At 39.8% G+C, this 23,351-nt stretch carries 17 protein-coding genes; 6 read left to right on the forward strand and 11 right to left on the reverse strand.

The window, feature by feature from the left end; genetic code table 11:
* Nucleotides 1-16: 16 nt before the first annotated feature.
* The 3 genes from SG0102_RS09770 to SG0102_RS09780 all read left to right on the forward strand — a co-directional run bounded on the left by SG0102_RS09770 (nucleotide 17) and on the right by SG0102_RS09780 (nucleotide 2,823).
* Nucleotides 17-313, forward strand: coding sequence for a hypothetical protein (locus tag SG0102_RS09770; protein WP_148668850.1), 297 nt, complete (start codon nucleotides 17-19; stop codon nucleotides 311-313).
* A 148-nt stretch (nucleotides 314-461) separates the two neighbouring features.
* Nucleotides 462-2,015 carry an ISL3 family transposase gene (locus SG0102_RS09775; RefSeq protein ID WP_125119749.1) on the forward strand — a complete coding sequence of 518 codons (1,554 nt, stop codon included), beginning with the start codon at nucleotides 462-464 and terminating at the stop codon, nucleotides 2,013-2,015.
* Nucleotides 2,016-2,325: 310 nt separating this feature from the next.
* Nucleotides 2,326-2,823, forward strand: a complete 498-nt coding sequence (locus tag SG0102_RS09780) for a hypothetical protein (protein ID WP_125119750.1) — start codon at nucleotides 2,326-2,328, stop codon at nucleotides 2,821-2,823.
* 498 nt (nucleotides 2,824-3,321) lie between these two features.
* On the opposite strand, the gene deoC is transcribed toward SG0102_RS09780, so the two are convergent.
* Genes deoC through SG0102_RS09805 form a run of 5 tightly spaced genes read right to left on the reverse strand, consistent with a single transcriptional unit; the run spans nucleotide 3,322 to nucleotide 8,236 of the window.
* Nucleotides 3,322-3,972: a deoxyribose-phosphate aldolase gene (gene deoC / locus SG0102_RS09785; protein ID WP_125119751.1), complete on the reverse strand. Its 651-nt coding sequence runs from the start codon at nucleotides 3,970-3,972 to the stop codon at nucleotides 3,322-3,324.
* On the reverse strand, nucleotides 3,962-5,434 hold the full coding sequence (locus SG0102_RS09790) for a UDP-N-acetylmuramoyl-L-alanyl-D-glutamate--2,6-diaminopimelate ligase (protein ID WP_125119752.1): 1,473 nt from the start codon (nucleotides 5,432-5,434) through the stop codon (nucleotides 3,962-3,964). The genes deoC and SG0102_RS09790 overlap by 11 nt, the downstream gene beginning before the upstream one ends.
* On the reverse strand, nucleotides 5,421-6,725 hold the full coding sequence (gene mtaB / locus SG0102_RS09795) for a tRNA (N(6)-L-threonylcarbamoyladenosine(37)-C(2))-methylthiotransferase MtaB (RefSeq protein WP_125119753.1): 1,305 nt from the start codon (nucleotides 6,723-6,725) through the stop codon (nucleotides 5,421-5,423). Before mtaB ends, SG0102_RS09790 begins: the two co-directional genes overlap by 14 nt.
* A 15-nt stretch (nucleotides 6,726-6,740) precedes the next feature.
* Entirely contained in the window at nucleotides 6,741-7,508 is a 768-nt protein-coding gene (locus SG0102_RS09800) for a hypothetical protein (RefSeq protein WP_125119754.1), read from the reverse strand.
* Nucleotides 7,505-8,236 (reverse strand): RsmE family RNA methyltransferase, encoded by a 732-nt coding sequence (locus SG0102_RS09805; protein WP_125119755.1) that lies wholly within the window; start codon nucleotides 8,234-8,236, stop codon nucleotides 7,505-7,507. The genes SG0102_RS09800 and SG0102_RS09805 overlap by 4 nt, the downstream gene beginning before the upstream one ends.
* A gap of 364 nt (nucleotides 8,237-8,600) precedes the next feature.
* Between SG0102_RS09805 and SG0102_RS09810 the strand changes: the two genes are divergently transcribed.
* From SG0102_RS09810 to SG0102_RS09820, 3 genes are read left to right on the forward strand one after another with little or no spacing between them, the layout of a single operon-like run.
* Nucleotides 8,601-9,446, forward strand: a complete 846-nt coding sequence (locus SG0102_RS09810) for a hypothetical protein (protein ID WP_125118137.1) — start codon at nucleotides 8,601-8,603, stop codon at nucleotides 9,444-9,446.
* Between the two features lie 28 nt (nucleotides 9,447-9,474).
* Nucleotides 9,475-9,684: a hypothetical protein gene (locus tag SG0102_RS09815; protein ID WP_125119208.1), complete on the forward strand. Its 210-nt coding sequence runs from the start codon at nucleotides 9,475-9,477 to the stop codon at nucleotides 9,682-9,684.
* Nucleotides 9,668-11,059: a helix-turn-helix domain-containing protein gene (locus SG0102_RS09820; RefSeq protein ID WP_125119747.1), complete on the forward strand. Its 1,392-nt coding sequence runs from the start codon at nucleotides 9,668-9,670 to the stop codon at nucleotides 11,057-11,059. Before SG0102_RS09815 ends, SG0102_RS09820 begins: the two co-directional genes overlap by 17 nt.
* An 810-nt stretch (nucleotides 11,060-11,869) precedes the next feature.
* Here SG0102_RS09820 and clpB read toward each other — a convergent pair.
* From clpB to pnp, 6 genes are all read right to left on the reverse strand, one after another.
* Nucleotides 11,870-14,434: an ATP-dependent chaperone ClpB gene (gene clpB / locus SG0102_RS09825; RefSeq protein WP_125119756.1), complete on the reverse strand. Its 2,565-nt coding sequence runs from the start codon at nucleotides 14,432-14,434 to the stop codon at nucleotides 11,870-11,872.
* Nucleotides 14,435-14,578: 144 nt separating this feature from the next.
* Nucleotides 14,579-18,514: a CAP domain-containing protein gene (locus SG0102_RS09830; protein WP_125119757.1), complete on the reverse strand. Its 3,936-nt coding sequence runs from the start codon at nucleotides 18,512-18,514 to the stop codon at nucleotides 14,579-14,581.
* A gap of 89 nt (nucleotides 18,515-18,603) precedes the next feature.
* Nucleotides 18,604-19,350: a hypothetical protein gene (locus tag SG0102_RS09835; protein WP_125119758.1), complete on the reverse strand. Its 747-nt coding sequence runs from the start codon at nucleotides 19,348-19,350 to the stop codon at nucleotides 18,604-18,606.
* 38 nt (nucleotides 19,351-19,388) lie between these two features.
* The gene (locus tag SG0102_RS09840; protein ID WP_125119759.1) at nucleotides 19,389-20,498 is read right to left on the reverse strand and encodes a hypothetical protein; all 1,110 of its coding nucleotides are present in this window, start codon (nucleotides 20,496-20,498) and stop codon (nucleotides 19,389-19,391) included.
* A gap of 113 nt (nucleotides 20,499-20,611) precedes the next feature.
* A complete protein-coding gene (locus tag SG0102_RS09845) occupies nucleotides 20,612-21,172 on the reverse strand; it encodes a Maf family protein (RefSeq protein WP_125119760.1) in 561 nt (186 codons plus the stop codon).
* A 4-nt stretch (nucleotides 21,173-21,176) separates the two neighbouring features.
* Nucleotides 21,177-23,324: a polyribonucleotide nucleotidyltransferase gene (gene pnp / locus SG0102_RS09850; protein ID WP_125119761.1), complete on the reverse strand. Its 2,148-nt coding sequence runs from the start codon at nucleotides 23,322-23,324 to the stop codon at nucleotides 21,177-21,179.
* Between the last annotated feature and the right edge of the window lie 27 nt (nucleotides 23,325-23,351).

Below are 23,351 nucleotides of genomic sequence, written 5' to 3' on the forward strand. Positions count from 1 at the left end.
ATTCTACACAAGATATGTGAACATTGACGGAGAACCCGTTGAATACAGAATTATGCGCATCCGCTCTGGAAGAACCGGCATGACACACGCTGTGCTCTTTGATTTTATGGTGCCGTATCATCAGATCTCTTCCGAAGATCTGAATGCAGTGATCAGTGGCGATACCGATGATCTTCCTTACAGCGAAGCATATATCCGATGGCTGACCAATGTCATCAGGCTTCACCGCATCACTGATTACGTTAGCGCATGTATGGCCTTCTGCAGAGGACACTTCATTGATAAGTGCGAAACTCTGGTGGTTGCCGTCTGACAAATTTATCTGTTTTTTCTCTTAATTTCTTATTAGAATCATTATAATTCTATGCGTATATTTCAAAAATAAAACTCTCACACGACATGTTTTGAGTTAGTAAGTATTTCCTTCTATTATGATATTGTAAGCTTACAGGAGGTCATAAATGAAGAAAAGCAACGATAACGAAATAGTGTTTGCCGACATAATCCCTGGTGAAAACGGCTTAATAGATGGGGATTTCATTCTCCAGCTTTTCAACCTGCATAAAGAAGACGTTGAGGATCTTTCATGCATTCATCAGGCAGACGGCATTTACGTTTTTATTACGCTAGCCGCAAGAAAGCACGAATGTCCGTACTGCACCACGCCCACCAAGAAAATCAAAGGCTATCACACCAAGAAGATCACCCATTCGATCTTTCACAACATCAACTGCTATATTGAATACCATGTTAGACGCTATGAATGCACTGCATGCGGCAAAACATTTAATGAAGACAACCCCTTCTCAGAAGGCCATTCCACAATCAGTGTGCTGACCGTGTATAATGTCCTGACTGCATTGAGAAATCCTAAACTGAGCTATGAGGATGTCGCCAAAACGTTTAATATTTCTGCCTCTTCGGTAATGATCATATTTGACAGACACGTTCAGATTCCCAGAAAGCCGCTTCCCAAGTATATTCTAATCGACGAAGTTCATGCCGTTGACAGCCGCGATTCAAAGTATGCGTGCGTTATCATGGACTTTGTAACGCAGGACATCATCGACATTCTGCCAACAAGAAGAAAGGAGGATCTTGTCAGATACTTCACTCTTATTCCCCGGGAGGAGCGTGAAAAAGTTGAAATCATCTGCTCTGACTGCTGGAAAACCTATCGTGAAATCACCAGGATATGCTTTCCTAACGCTATCCATGCCTGCGATGAATTTCACATCATTCAGATTTTTACAGAAATTTACAAAGGATTGCGAGTTGATACAATGAAGGCCGCTAAAAATAAGCGTGACAAGCTCGAAAAGTATCTCACTACCCCTAACGGCCGCAAGTATCTCAACCCCGAATGGAATAAATATGACATCCAGCATTATCTTCTCAGCAAGTGGAACTGGCTTCTGATGAAGTCTGATGAATATAAAAGCAAAGATAACAAGAAAAAAAAGAAGAAAAAAGGCAAGCACGCTGACGATGAGGAGCTGCCTATCCTGGATCCTAACAGAGCAAAGAAGATGAACAAAAAGCTGGGCAGATATCTCAATTTCTATGATATCCATAACCTTCTGATTGAAACCAATCCTGATCTGGCTGAAGCAGAAAACTTCTACGACAAGCTTAGAGCGTTTTACCACACAATCAGCTACAATGAAGCCAGAGAAGCGCTCAATTCCCTGATTGGAGAACTGAGAATGTCTAACGTTCCTGAAATATGCGGATATGCCAGCACCCTCAGCGAATGGAAAAAATCAATCGTCAATTCGTTCATCATTATTGACGATACGGGCACTCATATTTCGACCGGGAAAATTGAATCACGGAATAAAATCATCAAAGACGTAAAGAGGGCTTCAAACGGTGTGAGAAACTTCCAGAGATTCAGAAACCGCTGCCTCTTTGCGATAAACACAGATACGCCAATCTACATGCCTTATACGCCTAAAAGAAGAATTGATGACGATAATGATCGCAGCAATAAATCTAAAAAAACAAGCAAATAATGATGCTTCATCATGAACCCTGCAGCCGCACTACCGGCACGTATATACTCCGCGGCATTAGCGATCATGTCAACGCATCGTCTCTGCAATGAGAATCATTTTTAAAGCCGTGCCGGCACTTATATCATCAACATTAAACATTGACAACTGAATAACGCATATACATCAGAGATGCATCATTAATTACTAAGCCACTGGATAATGCCTGGGAATGGCTTATAAGCTTTCATTACTCCTCATTTGGCAGTCCAGTGGCTGCAAATGAGGATTTTTTACAAGTCAATTCATATACAGGAAAGGAGAATTAACTATGGCAATGAAAGACTATGAAATCAGCTCAGATCCTCTTACAGAGAAGGATGATGACTATGATCCGGAAATGTACGAAGACGGCAGCGTAGAAGCGATGGGAGCATACTATACCTATATCGCTAATTCACTGTCCAGAATCAAAACAGCGCTAAGCGCAACCTCCAGCAGCAAGAAAATAAAGGAACTGATGTCATCGGATGAAAACATTAATATTTATCAGATGCTTATTGATGATCCCCGCCTCATGAAGGATATAAGAGAGGCAATGAGCAGTGATATCATTAAGCCTTTTGACGAGGATAACCTGTTAGAATTATACATGAATAAAGTATCAGATTTAATCAGCCAGATTGAATACGTATATCCTGAAAGATATATGACTCTTATGCACAAGATACTCCCCTACAGCGTAGCATCATATTATGATCAGATGGTTTCCGAAGAAAACGACAGGGATTTTGAATATGCCATCCAGGATGATGATGTACAGTTCTAAAAATGTGCATAACTGTATCGCTTTGAATGCAGTGAAAACAGCATAATAAGAAGGAGACTCGTTATTTCCTTCTTTTAATATTTCAATTAGCAAGCATGACTGAGCTGTATTTTGGATTTAAACAAACATACTGAAAATATATAGACATAACAAATAAAAGAAGATGTATATTGTTTATACATCTTCCTAAAGGTCTCCAAGAGATTATGGGGTCTTATCAATTTAACTTAATAAATTTGGTTAGTTATGACTTACCCCATCAATTTCCTGAGAGCCAAGTCCTTCACAGAAATGTGAGGTGCGAAGTTCCACATTTTTCGCTACAATCTTTTTTCATTATTAGCAATCAATTTAGTAAAATCAGACATGTTTTGACCTCTGAATTTCTAATAAGCGCTAACGAATTCCTTTAATAAAGGCATTTGTAAGACAAAACTACACAAAACCGGAATTTAAATTTAAGCGGAATTTACTTTTTCAATTGAGGATATTTGCGTTTTAGTCTTCTTTGATCAGCGCTAAACCAGCTGAAGCGCCAATACGGCTAGCCCCTGCATCAATCATTGCTAACATTTCTTCACGGGTATGGATCCCGCCGGAAGCTTTCACTTTAGCGTGATCGCCTACTGTCTTCTTCATTAAAGCAACATCTTCGACCGTGGCTCCGCCAGTTGAGAACCCAGTCGATGTCTTGACGAATTCAGCGCCCGCCTGAACGGATAATTCACAGGCACGCACTTTTTCTTCTTCGGTTAATAAGCAGGTTTCAATAATGACTTTGGTAATCTTGCCAGCGCTATGTGCTTCTTCAACAACAGCTTTAATATCATTGACAACCGCTGCATCGTCATGATCTTTTAACGCACCGACATTAATGACCATATCAACTTCATCAGCGCCATGTGCTAAAGCATCCTTAGCTTCAAAAGCTTTTGACGCTGTCGATGTTGCACCTAATGGGAAACCAATCACAGTGCAGACATGAACATCACAATCCTTTAAAAAGTCTGCACAGAAAGGCACCCAGTACGGATTGACGCAGACAGAAGCGAAATCATTGTCTTTCGCTTCCTGACAAATACGCGTAATATCGGCTTTGGTCACCTGTGGTTTTAATAATGTGTGGTCGATGAATTTATTATATTTCATCCTCTTTTCCTCCTCCAAAAATCTCTTCTACCGCTTTTAATGCGATATATTTATCGCCCGGATAAGGCTGATTGCCAACTGATGATTTCATAAACTGCTCATGGCCTTTGCCTAAGATGAGGATCAAATCCTCATTGCAGGCCATTTCAATAGCCTGATAGATCGCGACACGGCGATCGGTCACAATGACCGAAACGGTCTCTTTTAATAAATCCTGCATTGCTTCACAGGAGTCTAACATATTGTCATCGCGATCATCTTCCTGGGTTAAAATCACCTGGTCGCAGTACTTATTGGCTATTTTTGCAATGCGATTGCGTTTATTAATTTCTTTTTTACTTGGCACGCCAATAATCGCAATAATGCGGCTGTTTGGTTTAATGACGCTTTTCGCAAAGCGGAACACCTGACCATAAGCATGGACATACTGACAGAAGTCCACAATCACATGAAATGGTGTATGGGTCTCTAATAACTCCATCCGGCCATCAACGGGACTGATATAGTCAATGGCCGAGACAATCTGTTCAATCGGCATTTCAAGAGCCATTAACACGGTTAATGTGGCTAAGGTATTAGAAACATTAAATCGGCCTAAAAGCGGCACATTGACATGATACACCTCATCTTTGATAAAGAGATCAAATTCCGTATGATCAATAAAGACACGTACATTTTTCGCCATAATATCCGCTTTATGATCAATACCATAAGTCAGACGATGGGCTTTGATCTTTGCATTTTGCGCTAAGAAATGATTAAAGCGCACTTCATCGGCATTGAGAATGACAAAGCCTTTCTCATTGACTAATTCAAAGAGTTTCATTTTCGCTCGCATCAGGTTTTCCATCGTGCCATGAAAATCTAAATGTTCTTCATGAATGTTGGTGAAGACGGCTATATCGAAATCAATCGAATCAACACGCTTTAACGCCAAGCCATGGGACGATACTTCTATTGTAACACCTTTTACATCACTTTTAACCATTTCATTAAGCGTACGATGCAAAAAGATTGTCTCCGGAGTTGTATACGAAGACTGAATGACAGTGGAACCATATTGGGCATCATTGGTGCCAATATAGCCCATCTTTAAATAATGATTCAAAACATCACGGATCGTTAAAGCCACCACTGTTTTCCCGCTGGTACCAGTAATCCCGATCACGGTCATCTTATAAGACGGATAATCATAGAAAATATTGGCGACGCGGTTGAGTTCATCTAAGACATCCTTCACCTGGATATAGAGAACACCAGGATACTTACGTTTAAGCGGTTTGGAGTGGACAATGACTTTAGCCCCCTGGAAAACCGCATCATCGGCATAACGATGACCATCAGTTGTTAAACCTTCAATACAAAAAAAGACCGAATCTTTCCCTACATAGCGAGAATCGCTATGGAGAGAAATAATCTTAAAGTCTTCTTTGACATCAAATAATTCATTAACCCTTTTCATGTAATTCACCTACCAAATCATAGCCGATGCGATCCGTGATCTTTACGGTATGAATATCGCCTTCATGAATGGCAGGATCTTTTACTTTCACAAGCAGATAGTTAGAGGCATGCCCCTGCATATAACCATCTTTTTCTTCTTCAAACAGGACTTCTAAGTCTTTGCCCATTTGCCATGACGCAAATTCGGTGCGTAATTCATCAGAAAGGGCCATTAACCGTCTGACACGATCTTTCTTAACATCGCCTGGCACCTGTTCCTTGAACTTTTCCGCTGGGGTATTTTTACGTGGTGAATAAGGGAAGACATGAAGCTGATTGAAGTGATTCTTCTTGATCCAGTTATACGTGGTCATGAAGTCTTCTTCGGTTTCCCCTGGGAAACCAACAATCACATCTGTGGTCACAGATAAGCTTGGCAGTCCTTTCTTTAAGGCATTGAGTTTTTCTTCAAATTCAGATGTTGTATAGGTCCGATTCATGCGTTTAAGAATCTTATCGCACCCGGACTGAATAGGAATATGTAAATGATCGACAATAATTGGGGATTCATCGATCAAACGAATAATCTCGGGAGTAATCTGACCCATTTCAATAGATGAGATACGTAAACGTTTTAATCCATTGACTTTATGGGTTAAATCATTGAGTAAATCGTAGAAGCTGTAATCTTCTAAATCATTGCCGTAACCAGCGGTATGAATGCCCGTTAAGACAATTTCCTTAAAGCCGTTATCGACCAGACGCTGAGCCTGCTCAAGCACTTCCTGCGGATTGCAGGAACGAATCCCGCCGCGGGCATAAGGAATAATGCAGTAGGTGCAGAATTTATTACAGCCATCCTGAATCTTCATGAATGCACGGGTACGGTTTTCATAAGAGAAAATCTTCAAGCGTTCAAACTGATGAAGATTCATGACATCTTCAACGTCAACGATCGTTTCTTTTTTTGCTTTATAAGCATTGACATAATCGACGATTTTATTACGATGCTGCGTTCCGATAACGATATCAACGCCATCAATGGCTTTGACTTCATCACTGGAAACCTGGGCATAACAGCCAACCACGGCGATAATCGCATCCGGATTGGTCCGTTTGGCTTTACGAATCATCTGACGTGATTTCTGATCGCCAGTATTAGTGACGGTACATGTATTGATGACATAGACATCAGCCTTTTCATCAAAGTTTTTGCTGGTGTAGCCGTCTTTTTCAAAAAGTTCCAGCATTCCTTCTGTTTCATAAGTATTGACTTTACAGCCTAAAGTATGAAATGCAACTGTGGGCATAGGCTCACTCCTTTTCTATACTGATTTAATAAGTTTCTTATATAATTTTTCTTCAATAAAGGTTCTGCCAACCATGTAGTCAAGTAAATCACCATAATTTTCTTCAATACATAAGATTGCTAAAACCTGCAAATCTTTCCCGGTAATCTTTTCGGTCGTTTTCTCTCCTTCAACACGCAGGGCATATAAGAAGCGTTTGTTGGGGCGATCGAAGAAATAGAGAGTCGTAAATTCTACCGAATAATAAACAGTGATTTCTTTGGTTTCATAGACATTTAATAATGAGGAAAAATCTGTTTTAAAAATACTCATGCCATAAATATCTTCCGGGGTATCTAAAAAGATATCCTGTTTTTCAATGATATTCTTATGCTGATTCAAAAAGACACGCTGAATATCATTGCGATACCAGGTATTAATTTCGGGATTAAAGCAAGGAATATAAATCGAATCACCGGCATTGGTTTTAAAATGCGGCAGGCGTTCTAATAATGGTTTGATATCCTGGTTAAAAAGGCGCTGACGTTCACCATATTCTAACATGTCATACATATCACCGCCATCTTCACATTTAAATTCATCAAAAGCATCAATAATAGCCTTCCGATTAAGCAGCGCATTGACGAGTACTTCTAAATAAAATAAATCGATTTCATCACTTGGACGAGAATCAACATCCACTTCATCTAACAATTCATCATTTTTCAAAATATGACGATAGATATGTGTTTTCTTATAATTTAATGGTTTGACTCTTTTATTGAGTTTATCAATGATCTTCATGCTAATTCCCTCTCGTATCCTATCACACTTAACATATAAAGCGGTGCACTTTCACTGCGCAAGATTCTTTTACCTAAGCCAACTGGGGTAATCCCTAAGTCTTTCATCGCGGTAATTTCACTTTCATCAAAGCCGCCTTCTGGCCCCACAATAATGGTAATGGAAGTCGTTAGTTTTTCTAACGCCCGATGGAAAGCACTGACTTCCCCCTGCTTAGCTGATTCTTCATAAGCCACCACATTGACTTCTGATAAGTAATCCTTTAATTCTTTCAAGTGAATGGGCGCGATCACTTCCGGGCAGATATTACGATGTGACTGTTCACTTGCTTCCTGAATAATCCGCTCATAGCGCGGTTTCTTTTTCATGAACTTGCTTTCATCCATTTTGATCAGAGAGCGCGCACAAAGAAACGGCACAATCTTAGTAACCCCTAATTCTGTCGCCTTCTGTAAGACAAATTCAAACTTATCGCCTTTCGGCATCCCGTATACCAAGGTGACATCGACATCTAATTCATTATTTTCATCCAAGGCTTTTTCTAAAATCAGACGACCACCTTCTAAATCAAAGACTGTCGCTAAAAAAAACTGTCCTGATTCATCAGTGACAATCACTTTTTCCCCTTGTTTCATGCGCATCACTTTCGCAATATGTTTATGCATGATGGGATCCATATCGACTATGCCATCATGAATTTGACTGTTTTTCACAAAATATCTCTGCATATTCCGGCTCTCCTCCGCAAGACATTCTACCATTTTTCCCTAGTCCTGAAAAGCCTTTAACTCCTCCCGCGCGTAAAAAAACATGGAGCGTCAATTGATTTTCGAAATTCCAGTTAGATATTTCTAACGTGAATTCTATCATTCACTTATTAATCCTTATGTTTTTTATGAATTTAGTTATTCAGTTATTTTAAAATGTGATAAAATTATCATGATATTAAAGTGTTAAACTAAATTCGATTTGGAGGTAAGGACAAAAAAAGATGATGAGTTAACGCCCTGGAAAAGCTTCTCATCATCTGTCCAACAAGACAATATGATAGTAATACACACCACGCCTGTTTTCAAGTATAAAAGTTTAAATATGCATTTATGTGATGGTTCCTTTTCCTTCAATGATAAGATTTCCTCATGCTTCAAAGAGCTCATTAGAAATTCTTCTAGTGCAGAGCAGAAGCCTGAGCACGTCTTTCCTGACTGCGCAAATAACCACTTATGGAACAATAACTTTTCCGTTGCCCTTTTAGTGCGCTCTGATAACAGATTCTTTTTCAGACTGGTTAAAAAGCTTTATGAAGCTTGCCTTTCATCAACTGAACTTGCTTATGACATCATGCTTTTCATCAACGCCACCTATTCATATATCATGAACACCTTCTCTGCAGAGGATATTGTGAGAACAATACCCGATTTTTCTGATGAGAACGCACATGACTGGATAAAATTCGGGCATTACAAGAAGATCGTAAACATTAACGATACTCCTTATGAATTTCAGCTTCAGCGCATCTACTCCAAAAGCCTTCATAAAACTCATGCCGTGTTTCCGCTGGGAATTATCCCTTTTATGCGTGAAAACCTTTTTGATATCCTTCTATACCTGCATCAGATCTTTCACGGCGACAGCAGCCTTGAGGATTTTCATGGTCGGCTTAGAGCACTCCTGGAATATCTTTATGCAACCCCTAAGATCAATAAAATGAGTGATAATTTGCTTTCTAATCTTATATGCTCATTTATCGCTGATCACTTCAAAGATTTCTATCAAAACAGTTTCATGACCGTTACTAAAGGTCTCACCAAAGATTGCGTAAAAAACAGCTTCCTCCGCGATGATGTTGCCTGCCCATTACCAACATGGGAAAAATGTGAATCCGCCCTGACGGTGTTAAACTTCTTTGTAAAGAAGCGGGAAACCGCCAAAAAATAGAAAAAATATCAAGGAGGTGGCATTAAACATGTCAAATATCACAAAGAAGGCGGCTATTAAGAACGATAGCCGAGAAATCAATGGGACTATGCGCCCTTCGAAAGGCAAAAAACGTTGCAGAAAGCTTTCAGAAGTCGAAGAGGACGCATTAATGAGAAGACTCTATCCCTACACATTAATTGATTACTGCTACCAAACAGTAATGCAGGAAGGTGATAAGAATGGAAAGAGCCGCTAAAAAGCCCATAGGATATCAGAAGCACATAACTTATGAGCTTCGAGAAAAGATTGAAGCAGGTCTCAAGAGCGGCCTTAATAAGGCCCAAATTGCCAAGACCATTCATAAAGATCCAACTACCGTCGCTAAGGAAATTCGGAATCACAGAACTCCTTCAGGATCGCCAAGCAAGGCACCCTTTGACTGCGCCAACTACAAAAAGTGCACAAGAGGACGGGAGTGCAGAACCAGCCATGAGGTGTTCATGGAATGCACTGACTACACCCTGTTTAAATGCAATCAAAGGGACAGATCACCGGGCGTCTGCAACGGCTGCACCAAAGCCCCCAGCTGCAGATTCTCAAAATACTACTACAGAGCAGATGTGGCCCAAAGAGCATACGAATATATGCTTAGGGATTCGAGAATGGGCTTCAACCTCACCTATTCAGAGGCTCAGTGGATGGCTGATATCATCAAGCCTGAGCTTGAACAGGGCAAGTCACCGTATGCAATTCTTAACGAGCATCCTGAGCTCAAAATTTCCGAAAAGTGCCTGTACAACTATATTGAGCAGGGTGCATTTGAACAGTTTGGAATCAATAGCCTGGCGCTCAGAAACCAGGTAAAGAGAAGAAAGATGCCTAAGGTACGCGCTAACCAGTACAGAAAGCGCAAGGACAGCGGCTATTTAACCGGAAGAACATTCAAGGACTTTCTTGAATACAACCCCCTTGTGGCCGCACAGTACAGCATCAATCATAGCGTTAAGCTCTATGATGGTGCAGAACGGCCTGATAGCGAGCAGGCAATTGATCATCCTGTCGGCTATATCCTTATGGATACCGTTTATAATGATGTTTCTAACGGCCCGTTTATTCAGACTTTTAAGATCATGCCAGGCGGTGTATTTCTTGCCGTCTATCATGATGAAAAAACAGCTGAGGAGATGGTGAATGGCCTTGACTATATTGAAAAGCTGCTTGGCCCGGATGTATTTATTAATAATATAGGGTCTATCCTGACTGACAGAGGCAGTGAATTCTCGCTGGCCGATGAATTCGAAGACAGAGAGTCAGGAACATGCCGAATCTTCTACTGTGATGCGATGCATTCAAATCAGAAGGGATCACTTGAGAACGAGCATCTTGTTTTAAGATATATCTGCCCTAAGAAAAAGGATCTCCGCAAGCTTGGGCTTGTAAGTCAGGAGGCCCTTAACAGAGCCGTTAATAATATCAACTCCTACTCCCGCAAGCTCTATGGCGGCAGAAGTCTCTATGAAAACACGGCTTTCATGATGCCGGAGATCTATGAGGCTCTAAAGTGCAAAGGCTATAGCCAAATCGATAAAGACAAGGTGGAGTTAAAGCCTTCAGTTTTAAAGAAAAAGTAATCAAAAAAATGTGGAAATAAGTCCTTCACAGAAATGTGAGGTGCGAAGTTCCACATTTTTCGCTACAATCTTTTTTCATTATTAGCAATCAATTTAGTAAAATCAGACATGTTTTGACCTCTGAATTTCTAATAAGCGCTAACGAATTCCTTTAATAAAGGCATTTGTAAGACAAAACTACACAAAACCGGAATTTAAATTTAAGCGGAATTTACTTTTTCAATTGAGGAAAAAACATGGAGGATGACTTCATATTCCTTCAGGCTTCTGTTTTTTTCACAAATAATATCAAAACACCTAACCATCTGTACGCTCAATATCTTTCAATACCTATGCACATCTCCGTGTTTTTCATTCCCATCACGCCAAAGATCTGCGTGATCTTTCGTTAAAGCTGAAATATAGACAGTGCCAAGCACTTTTCCAGTGATAATGACCGAATTTTCGATGTGATAAAAAATGTGACTATGCCATTTAGTCCAAAACATTCTATCACTAAATAGCGATCGCTTCGTGTCCTTCTTTTTGCGAAAATCCATTGATTATTTTCCCACAGTTATTTGCTGTTACTTATTTCGCTATTCATGGCTTTATCTTTATAGCCGTTGATTGTATCGTCTGACATAGGATGATATGCGAAGTTGACATAACTATGATCTATCGAAAGGAAAGGAAATTGCTTATTTACAGGCAGTTTCCTTTTTTTATCAAAAAAGGAAAGTAAAAGCGGATTCGCACTTAAAAAAGGCTCAAAAACACAAAAACTTTCATGAAACCAAAAAGACCTATGCACAAACATAGGTCTTGTCATTAAGCCTGACGAATGACAAAGTCACCATTGTAGTCAATAATGACATGGGATTTTTCCGTAATGGTACCTTTAATCATTTCCTTAGCTAAATTGGTTTCAATGTGCGTCTGGATATAACGTTTGATTGGACGAGCACCAAAAGCCGGTTCAAAAGCATCACGCGCAATGGCTTCTTTGGCTGCATCGGTAATCTCTAACGTAATCTTCTTTTCAGATAAACGTTCTTCGAGTTCGCCAATGAACTTATCAATGATCTTGTAAACAACTGAAGAGTTCAGTGAGTTGAACATGATAATTTCATCAATACGGTTTAAGAATTCAGGTTTGAAGTGGGCTTTTAATTCCTCTTTAACTTTGGCCTGATTTTCTGGCGTATTCCCCTGTAATAAGTATTCACTACCGATATTAGAAGTCATAATGATAATGGTATTCTTGAAGGAAACGACATTCCCTTTCGAATCAGTTAAACGACCATCATCAAGTAACTGTAATAAGACATTGAAGACATCTGGATGGGCTTTTTCAATTTCGTCTAATAAGACGATACTGTAAGGGGCACGACGAACCGCTTCGGTTAACTGGCCGCCTTCTTCATAACCAACATATCCTGGAGGGGCACCGAGTAAACGAGACACACTGTATTTCTCCATATATTCAGACATATCGATACGAACAATGTTCTTCTCATTATCGAATAACTGTTCCGCTAAAGCTTTGGCAACTTCTGTTTTACCAACACCAGTAGGACCTAAGAACATGAAGGAACCAATAGGACGGTTTTCATCATTGATCCCGGCACGGCTACGTAAAATGGCATCAGTAACCTTAGAAATAGCTTCATCCTGACCAATAACACGTTTCTCTAAGATATCCTGTAAGTGTAAGAGTTTATCCTTTTCACTTTCCATTAACTTAGAAACTGGAATACCCGTCCAGCGAGAGATGACCTCACTAATCGTATCCACGGTCACTTTTTCATGTAATAAGGAATCATCTGCTTCTTTAGCTTGTAAGTTTTCGATTTCTTTTTCAATAGCTGGCAGTTTTTCGTATTTAATACGTGAAGCTTCCTCTAAGTTACCGCTCGTTTCATATTCGCTCATCTGCGTTTCTAAACGCTGTTTCTGATTCTTTAAGTCTTTAACGCGGTCTAAGCCTTTCTTTTCTTCTTTCCACTTATCCGTTAAGCCCTGAATCTTTTCATTTAAAGAGGCAATCTTGCCTTTGATTTCTTCCATGCGGGCTCTGGTATCATCATTCTGATCTTCTTTTTCGATCGAAATACGTTCCATTTCCAGACGATTCTTGTCACGGGTATACGTATCAAGTTCTTCTGGCATAGAGTCAATTTCCATACGAACACTTGCGCAGGCTTCATCAATTAAGTCAATTGCTTTATCTGGCAGATAACGATCCGTGATATAACGATCACTTAAATGGGCCGCGGCGATAATCGCATTATCTGTGATCTGAACCCCATGATGTGATTCAAAAGGTTCCTTTAAACCACGTAAGATGGCAATCGTATCATCAATGTCTGGTTCCTGGACCATAACTTTCTGGAAACGACGTTCCAAAGCCGCATCCTTTTCAATATACTGACGATATTCATCTAATGTTGTGGCACCGATACAGTGCAGTTCACCACGTGCTAACATTGGTTTTAATAAGTTAGCCGCATCCATCGCACCTTGCGTACGACCAGCGCCAACTAACTGATGGATTTCATCGATGAACATGATAATCTGACCTTCAGATTTCTGAATTTCACCTAAGACAGCTTTCAAACGTTCCTCAAATTCACCCTGATATTTAGCACCAGCAATCAATGAACCTAAATCCAGTTCAAATAATGTTTTGTTCTTTAAGGTTTCCGGTACATCGTTTTTAAAGATACGCCAAGCTAAACCTTCGACGATGGCTGTTTTACCAACCCCAGGTTCACCAATTAAAATTGGGTTATTCTTAGTCTTTCGAGACAGAATCTGAATAACACGACGAATTTCTTCATCACGGCCAATAACTGGATCAATCTTCCCGTTACGGACATCCTTGATCAAATCACGACCATATTTTTCCAATACTTCATAGTTGTTTTCAGGATTAGGATTATCGACATGGTGGTCCCCACGCATATCTTTAATCACTTTTTCTACTTCTCGCTTATTGAGGCGATATTTATCAATGAGAGCTCTGATACTTGTAGAATTCACGTTAAATAAAGCCACTAACATATGTTCCATAGAAAGATATTCATCTTTATATTTCTGCATCACTTTGTTGGCTTCACCTAATAAATTATTCATATCATAACTGAAACGTAAATCATTTTCAGTCACATGCGCAACCGAAGGTTTCGCATTGATATTACGATTCAGGTCATCTTTTAAGTTATTAATATTAACGCCACAACGATTTAAAACACGATAGAATATGCCAGAACTATCCTCCAACGCGGCATAGACGAAATGATCGACATCAATAACCTGCTGATTCAAATTCATGGCCATGCTCGCTGCATTGTTTAATGTTTTCTGCATTGCTTCAGTGAATTTATCATTCATAAATTATCACTCCTTTTAGCACTCTCTTTCTTCTTGTGCTAAGTATAGTATACTCTCATTTTTAGCACAGTCAAGTATCGAGTGCTAATTCTTTAAAATATTTTTTAAAAAGGTGACAATCCTAAGATCATCACCTTCTGATACCTATTTGACTGTTACTTTTATCTTCGCATAAGCGCCGTTTTGGGCATAAACATAAATATAAGCTATACCTTTCTTCTTCCCTTGCACTTTTCCTTTCTGAACGCTCACCACTTTAGTATTGGAAGATTCTAAAGCGATCGGGCGATGGATCTTCTTCTTTTTCGCATCATAAACAAGCTTATACGGTAACTTATAAGATTGTTTCTTCTTAAGCTTTAGAGTCTTTTTCATCTTAATCGCTTTCACATTACCATAAAGGCCGCCTTTCGTTGCGACATGCACCACCTTCGATATGGCAACGCTTTGCCCTTTACTACCAAGAGCAATGACTAAGTATTTATAGTACGTGCCTTTTTTCAATTTTCCTTGTTTATACGTTGTCTTACTTGTCTTCTTTAAGAAGTGATAACGATGACCACACCGATTGCCATAAACAAGATATGTCATTCGACCCGGTAACTTCTTCCAGCTTAACTGTAAACTCTTTTTCGCTCTTTTCTTAACCTTAAGTGTTAATTTCCGATACGATGATTCCTTAATATCATGATCATTCTTTAATCCCACAATCATCTTTGTCTGCGCAGTGACTGCCTGCTCAAGTGTTTGTGCGCTTTTACCCTTGTAGAAATGATCTTCTGTATTTCCGTTATTCTTATCATTCTTTTGCGCATTATTACTTATTGCATTCGTTACCACCTGCTCATTTTTATGAAGATCTGCCGTTTGTTTTGTTTGCTTCTCATTTGTACCATTACCATCATAAGAAGACGAATGACTTTGTTGAGTCGTTTCCTTATTCACTGGCGTTATAGTTTCATCTTGTTTATTCCCCACATTGGTATTTGTCTGATCAGATTCACTACCAGCAGTCTGATTTGTCTTTTCATCAGACGTTTTCTTTGCGTCATCCGTATTGGCAGCTTCCTTATTTTGATCAGCTGTTCCCGGATTATTCTCATTGCTAGATGCAAGTTTAGGAATAACTGTTCCCGCTTTTACGATTGTCCAACAATCACTGCAGATCACATCACCGCTATATCCTTCTTCCGTGATCGTAGCCTCTTTCTTATTTTGAACGCTTAAATGCTCTAAAGAATGATTACTCTGATCCATTGGTAACGCTTCTGTTTTTTCATCACCACAGCGTTTGCAGGTATAAACCTTTTCACCTTTCTTTGTGCAAGTTGGCGTAATCGTCATCTTGCCATCATCATAGTCATGACCTAAAGCCGGAATACTTTCTGCCTTTGTTTCAAGACAAACAGAGCAAGTATAAACCTTCTCTCCTGCTTGCGTGCAAGATGGCTCCTTTGTCATTTCACCCTCATTCCAGCTATGAGAATGACCAGTTTTAGAAATAACAGTTCCTTTCTTTACTATTTGACCACAGCCATTACAAACCAAGTCACCACTGTAACCATCTTCGGTGGCAGTCGCTTCTTTCTTATTTTTAATAACTTGTGATCCTGAATGATTTTGAGGATCATAATCTAATTCTTCACTTTTCGTTTTACTACAGTTTTTGCAGGTATAAACCTTAACGCCTTTCGTGGTGCAAGTAGGGACCACCACAATCTTACCGTCATCATAGTCATGATGATCTAACTTAGAAAGATTTTCGCGTTTCATGTAGCCGCAATCCTGGCAAATATAGATTTTCTCTCCTACGCGCGTGCATGTTGGCGTGATCACGACTTGCCCCTCATCATAACGATGAGACTGTTTCTCTACATGATGAATATCTCTTTTACAAACACGCTTATGGATAAGATCATCATACTTTTCCCACTCACCATAATCGTGGCCTAAAGCGGGAATTGTCTCAGTCTTTGTCTCACCACAAATCGTACATGTATAAGTTTTTGCCCCTGCTTCAATGCATGATGCTGCTTTCGTAATCGTCCCATGATTCCATGTATGTGTATGATTTGTTTTAGGAATAGTTGTCCCTTTCTTTACTATTTGACCACAAGTCCTACATTTTTGATCACCTGTGTATCCTTCCGAAGTCGCCGTGGCCTCTTTTTTATTCACCACCGTGATTTGATCAGTAGGATGGTTATGGGAATCGTAATCTAATTCCTCACTCTTCGTCTGACCACAGTTTTTGCAGGTATAAACCTTAACACCTTTCGAGACACACGTAGGTGCCACCACAATTTGGCCGTCATCATAGTCATGTTCTATGGTCGGAATACTTTCACGTTTTGTGTAGCCACAATCTTGACAAGTATAAATCTTGACCCCCGTCTGTGTACATGTTGACGCTACGATTATTTTCCCTTCATCATAGCGATGAGGCTGCTTGTCTACATGATTATGATCATTTTTACAGACACGTTCATGAACAAGATCATTGAATTTTTGCCAGTTGCCATAATCATGACTTAAAACGGGAATGTCTTTTGTGTAACGATCACCACAAATTGTACAAGTGTACGTTTTCATACCTTTTTCATCACACGTTGCAGCTTTCGTATTTGTAAGCTGATAGTTATGAACATGTGTTAATATTGGTATCGTCTCGGTTTTCGTGAAACCGCAATCTCTACATGTATATGTCTTAGCACCTTCCTCCTGATAAGTTGCAGCTTTGGTGATAACCCCGCCATCAAAGTCATGATCTTCTTTTTCAACATGCGTTTGATCATTTTCACAAATACGCTGATGCTGCTGATCATCAAGTGATGTCCAAACGCCGTACTTATGGCCTAAAGCAGGAATCGTTTCGATTTTTTCATCTCCGCAGTCAGAGCATATCAGCTTCTTTTCCCCATTCTTTTCACAAGTCGCCGCTTTGATGACCTGTTCCTGATAGTGATGTTGATGCTGATGGGTTTGAGTGACCGTCACCGGAAAACTGCAAGTATATCCATTCACCTTAACTGTGATCGTCGTTGTCCCAGTGCCGCGTGGATGAACGATCCCTTTCTTATCCATCGTTGCTACCTTTTCATTGCTGGAAGTTGAGGATAACCCATCATATACTTTCCAGTAAGAAAGTGTCGGATCATGATCAGGATCATCAATTCGTTTCATCCCCACATAGATAGAAGATGGATGCGCCACATCATCATCAATTATCATATCATCAGGGCCTTTGATCGCGTCGACATAGTTTTCTCTCATTTCCACTTTTTGCGTCATACGCCCGCTATTATTGCGCTCTTGCGTTGAGGTTTTCTGAACGGCATAGCCTGCTTCTAAGCTGACAAAACTTTTATAAATGCCTTGATAGTTTTGCTTCGTGTCGCCTTGCGCAATAGCTAAAGCAGACATCCCGACATGCACATTCGCGGGGTTAATACAAATAGCATAATGCCCAAAATCAGCTGTTGTCTTGCTTTCATTCCCATTGATATAGGCATCATAGGCCTCTCTTTCTGCCGCAAACTTATCGATTGCTTTTTCAAAGAGTGCCCATGGGTCATTATATATTCTTGTGGTATTATACAAGCATTCGGCACATGTATTGTTTTTGTCGACACCATCAAAGTTCATTGAAAAATCATCACCAGTAGGACGAGTATGTCCATAGCGTAAAGCTAATTCACTAGCCCTTATTTCTGCGGCATGTTCACAAACGTCACTCCATGTCATTGGACGATAATCTTCATTTTCTTCTGATAGCTGCTCATCTGTTGGATTGGGACCATAATCGTCTTTTAAGTGATATCTATAATTTTTATCGGGATATAAATTAATCTTAGGATCACATTCATGTTCCCGGCAAGCCGTGTACCGCAACATATTTAACTTATGAATAATCCGCTCCTTGTAACCGGCATAGCGATCACCAGTTACACCAACCATGATCATATGCTCTCGCGGCGATTCCCAATTTGTCTCATAAAGTATTTCTGCATGCACGGAATGCATCGTCGCTAATGAAATGATCATCATCAGCGAAACAATCAAACTTATCCTTTTCTTCATAATATTTCTCCTCCATGAAGCCTATGCATATTTTATCACATGGCAAGCAAGAAGAAATAAAAAAAGATATGGACAAAAAATCCATATCTCTATGAGATCACAATTGATTTTAAATTTGAGCCGGTCACTTGCATGCCATCGGCATAGTTTGTGAGATGGTCGACATTAAATGTGCCGCCGCTGACTTTCCCTTTTTCCTGATAGAATGAAGTTTCACCGGTAAAATTGCCACCGCTGATATTGACAAGGCCGCTATAAACAGATAATTCTTTAAAGGTTCCATTTTTAATTGTTAATAACGCTTTAGGGGCATTGTTTTGCACAATGTTTTGATAAGTGCCGCTTTTAATAAGTAACTGACTAAGATTATAAATATTTCCATTAACCGTCGTTTTAATCATTGTCATCTTCGCAAAATTTTCAATCTTGCTAGCTTTAAGCGTCGCCGCATCACCAGAAATGGTCCCATGATTAATAATCACCGCCTGGACATGACTCTTTTCCAATGTTAAACTTGCGCCTTTATTCACGGTAATAATCGATGCTTTGAGATAGCTGTTTTTAAGGGTAATCTGACCTTTATAAACAGTGATCTTTTTGCTGGTAAATCGATGTTTTTGACCATCAATCGTGACTTTTTTATTAAGACTGTAAGTGAGGTCTTTCGGCTTCGTGATATCACTTTTTACCACAATATTTTGTTTGTCATTGGCTTTTTCTAAAGCTCGCTCAATGTTGGTATACGATGTTTTTCCCACCTGATAAAGTGATCTTTGCGCATAAACTGGCACCACCATCATAGCCAAAGATAAAGTGAATGCGAATAATTTTTTCATATCATCGCCTCCTATATCCTCATTATAGTCCTTTTTTCCTACTTTGGCATATTCGAATAAAGCATATACATAAAAAAGCATAGATCAATCAAGGCCACGATCTTAACGAGAAAGATTGCTTTCGTAATAAGAATATCTTTGATCTGATGATAATACTGTGCGCTATCCTTATAGGTTAAGCAGAGGCTAAAGGCATTAAGCGCACGATAATAACGGGCTTCCTTATAGGCAGTGAGCGCATAATGATAACGTTCCTGCAATTTACTTAAACGTTTCGCCTGGTTGCGGATTTCATCCACATGAAAGCAGTCTCCCATTTGACGAAAAAGTTTATAAGCTTCTTCATATCTTTCCTGATCCAAAGCCGCATAGCCATCAATGAGCTTTTGAATATCATTCATAATGCATTCTTTTTCATAATTCATATCGTAACGCTTCTTATGAAAATGCCCCTGATGGATCTCTTTAAGATAGCGATGATGACACTCAATAATTCTTTCTAAATCACGGCTATAACTTGTATCATACTTGAAATCAATATCGACAAGCAGATTGCGAAAATAAACAAAACTGGTGAGTTCATCACGGTAAAATTTAATATACTCCTCTTTCTGCGCGGCATACTTTGTATCTGCCGCATTTTTAAGAAGTATTAATTTTTCATAAAAAGAGCCATGAGTATAACCAAACATCTGCGCTTCTTTGAGTTTTGCAGCCAATTTGACTTTGCAAGTGAAGTAATCCTGTTCTAAATAAGCATAAATGCTTTGATAATAGATCTTTTCTAATGAAGCATTAAAGATCTTCTCTTTAATGAGCGCATTGAAATGAGCAAGTTCCTGATTTCCATAATAAACAGCTTTCTTATAATTAAGATCACGATCTAATGCTTCCCCTGCTTCTAAGAGTTCATCAAAAGAATGCATCTGACGATCAATTAAAACCATATAAGCATAAGCCTGATGATTGCAGGGATCAGCATCTAATATCGATTGGGCAAAGGCTTTAGCCTGATCAAAAGCGCCGTTTAATAAAGAATCTTCAATCATTTGAAGATCATCTTCCAAACTTGATAAAGTCACCGGTAACGGTTGATGCTGTATGCCTTTTTTTACCAGCATATGATTGAAACTTTCTGTTTGTGACATAAAGTACCTCACCTCGCTATTCTTATTATACAAACGTTTTCACAAAATAAAAAGAAACTTATTCAAAAATTTGCGTTTCCATACTAAAAAAGAGAATCGCTTTGTGGATTCTCTTATAAAACATGATGATTTTGTAAAATCGTTTTAATCTTCTTAACTGGTAAGCCAATGACCGTATCGATATCACCATCAACACTCGCAATCAAACGATCACCTTTACCCTGGATTGCATAAGCCCCTGCTTTCCCAACCCATTCATTGGTATCGAGGTAATCATCAATCTTGTCGGTAATATCTTTAAAGACAACGGTCGTCTTTTCAATAAAGTTTAAGGTCTCCTCAGGGAAGAAAATAGCGACAGAAGTATAGACGATCTGACGATCATTGGATAATGATGTCAGAATCGCTTTAGCTTCTTCACGGGAATGCGCTTTACCGATGATCTGATCATGATGATATACGGTTGTATCAGCCGCAATCACCACATCATCCGGATATTTTTCATGAATCGGCATGCCTTTATCGAGAGCGAGTTTCTTTAAGCGTTCTTCAACGCTTAAAGATTCATCTAACACCTCTTCGATGCTGGCTGCATCAACGATAAAGTCGATGCCTTCCCGTGCCATCAGTTCTTTTCTTCGTGGCGAAGAACTCGCCAGAATAATTCTACTCATAATCTTATGCTTCGCTCTTATTTTCTTCTTTATGGTCATGATGTTTCTTAACGGGTCTTGGTAATAATGCCTTACGAGAAACATTCACACCTTTATCGGTAATCTGGGTGACTTTAACTTTCACGATATCACCCACTTTGATGACATCAGATACTTTTTCAGTACGTTCCCAAGCGACGTCTTTGACATGTAAGAAGCCGTTTGTCCCTGGGAATAATTCGATGAATGCATAGTTATTTTCTACGCGGACAGCTTTCCCGTCATAGATTTCACCGACATTGGCTTTACGGGTAATGTCTTCGATCATCTTCTTAGCACGATCGATGGCATCCTGATTGTAATGATAGATTGTCACTAAACCTTCTTCATCGATATCGATCGATACATTATCACACTTAGCGATGATATCATTGATTGTATCGCCGCCTTTACCGATAACATCTTTGATCTGTTCCACGGCAATACGCATGGTCGCATATTTAGGGGCATATGGTGATAAATGATCACGTGGTGCAGGGATACAGTTAGTAATAACTTCCATGATCTGAGCACGCGCTTTCTTAGCCTGGGCTAATGCTTCTTCTAAGATCTGACGTGTAATCCCATCGATCTTAATATCCATCTGCAGGGCGCAGATCCCTTTTGTCGTCCCGGCGACTTTAAAGTCCATATCACCTAAGTGGTCTTCCATCCCCTGGATATCGGTTAAGATGGTATAGTTATCACCTTTAGTCACTAAGCCCATAGCGATCCCGGCAACAGGCGCTTTAATTGGCACACCTGCAGCCATTAAAGCCATTGTAGAAGCGCAGATCGAAGCCTGTGAAGAAGAGCCATTAGATTCTAAAACTTCCGCAACCGCACGGATCGTATATGGGAATTCTTCAACGCTTGGCATAACCTGACGTAAGGCTCTTTCGCCTAAGTAGCCATGACCGATTTCACGACGACCTGGGGCCCCCATACGGCCGACTTCACCAACTGAATATGGTGGGAAGTTATAATGATGCATCCAGCGTTTTTCGGTTTCGTTGCCTAAGCCATCAATCTTCTGTTCATCAGAGATCGCCCCTAAAGTGACGACTGATAATACCTGCGTTTCCCCGCGGGTAAATAAAGCGGAACCATGCACGCGTGGTAATAAGTCAACCTGGGCATCTAACGGACGAATTTCATCTACTTTACGACCATCAGGTCTGATCTTTTCTTCCGTAATAAGACGACGCACTTCTTCTCTTTCTAAGTCATCTAAGACCATCTTTACCTGTTTAATAGTGTTATCATGCGCAGCAAAGTCTTCGTAATCTTTTTCTTCATAAGATGCGACAACTTCAGCCTTTAAAGCATCAATAGCATCGTATCTTTCTAATTTGCCAGGAATAGAAATAGCTGCTTTCATGCGGTCATTCGCTACTTCAGTGACATCGTGAACGATGGTTTCATCTAATGAGAATAGTGGAATTTCCATCTTTTCTTTGCCGACTGCCGTGACGATTTCTTCTTCGAAGGCAATCAGTTTCTTGATCTGTTCATGACCGAACATGATCGCTTCCAGCATTTCTTCTTCAGAGACTTCTTTAGAATCAGCTTCCACCATGTTGATTGCGAATTTTGTCCCAGCGACTTCAAGGTTAATTTCGCTATTTTCCATTGCTTCTGGACCGGCATTGATTGTATATTCACCATCAATGTAGCCAACATTGACCCCAGCAATTGGACCATTAAATGGGATATCCGAAATACATAAAGCAATACTTGCCCCTAACATTGCAGCCATTTCTGGTGAGGCATTCTGATCAACCGATAAAACGGTGTTAACGACCTGTACTTCATTTCTGAAGCCATCCGCAAATAATGGACGGATTGGACGGTCAATCATACGCGCTGTTAAGGTGCCGTGTTCACTTGGACGACCTTCACGTCTTAAAAAGCCGCCTGGAATTTTCCCAACGGAATACATTTTTTCTTCATACGTTACGGTTAATGGGAAGAAGTCCACATCTTTTGGTTCCTTTCCCGCACAGGCTGTCGATAAGACAACGGTGTCATCATAACGCACTAATGCGGCGCCGTTGGCCTGTTTTGCAAGCTCACCGACTTCAACAGTCAGTTTCTTGCCAAAGAATTCTGTTGTAAATACTTGTTTTGCCATTTTCTCTCCTCACAATTGTGCCCCGTG

It is taken from the genome of Intestinibaculum porci, from assembly GCF_003925875.1.
Classification (GTDB): domain Bacteria; phylum Bacillota_I; class Bacilli_A; order Erysipelotrichales; family Coprobacillaceae; genus Intestinibaculum; species Intestinibaculum porci.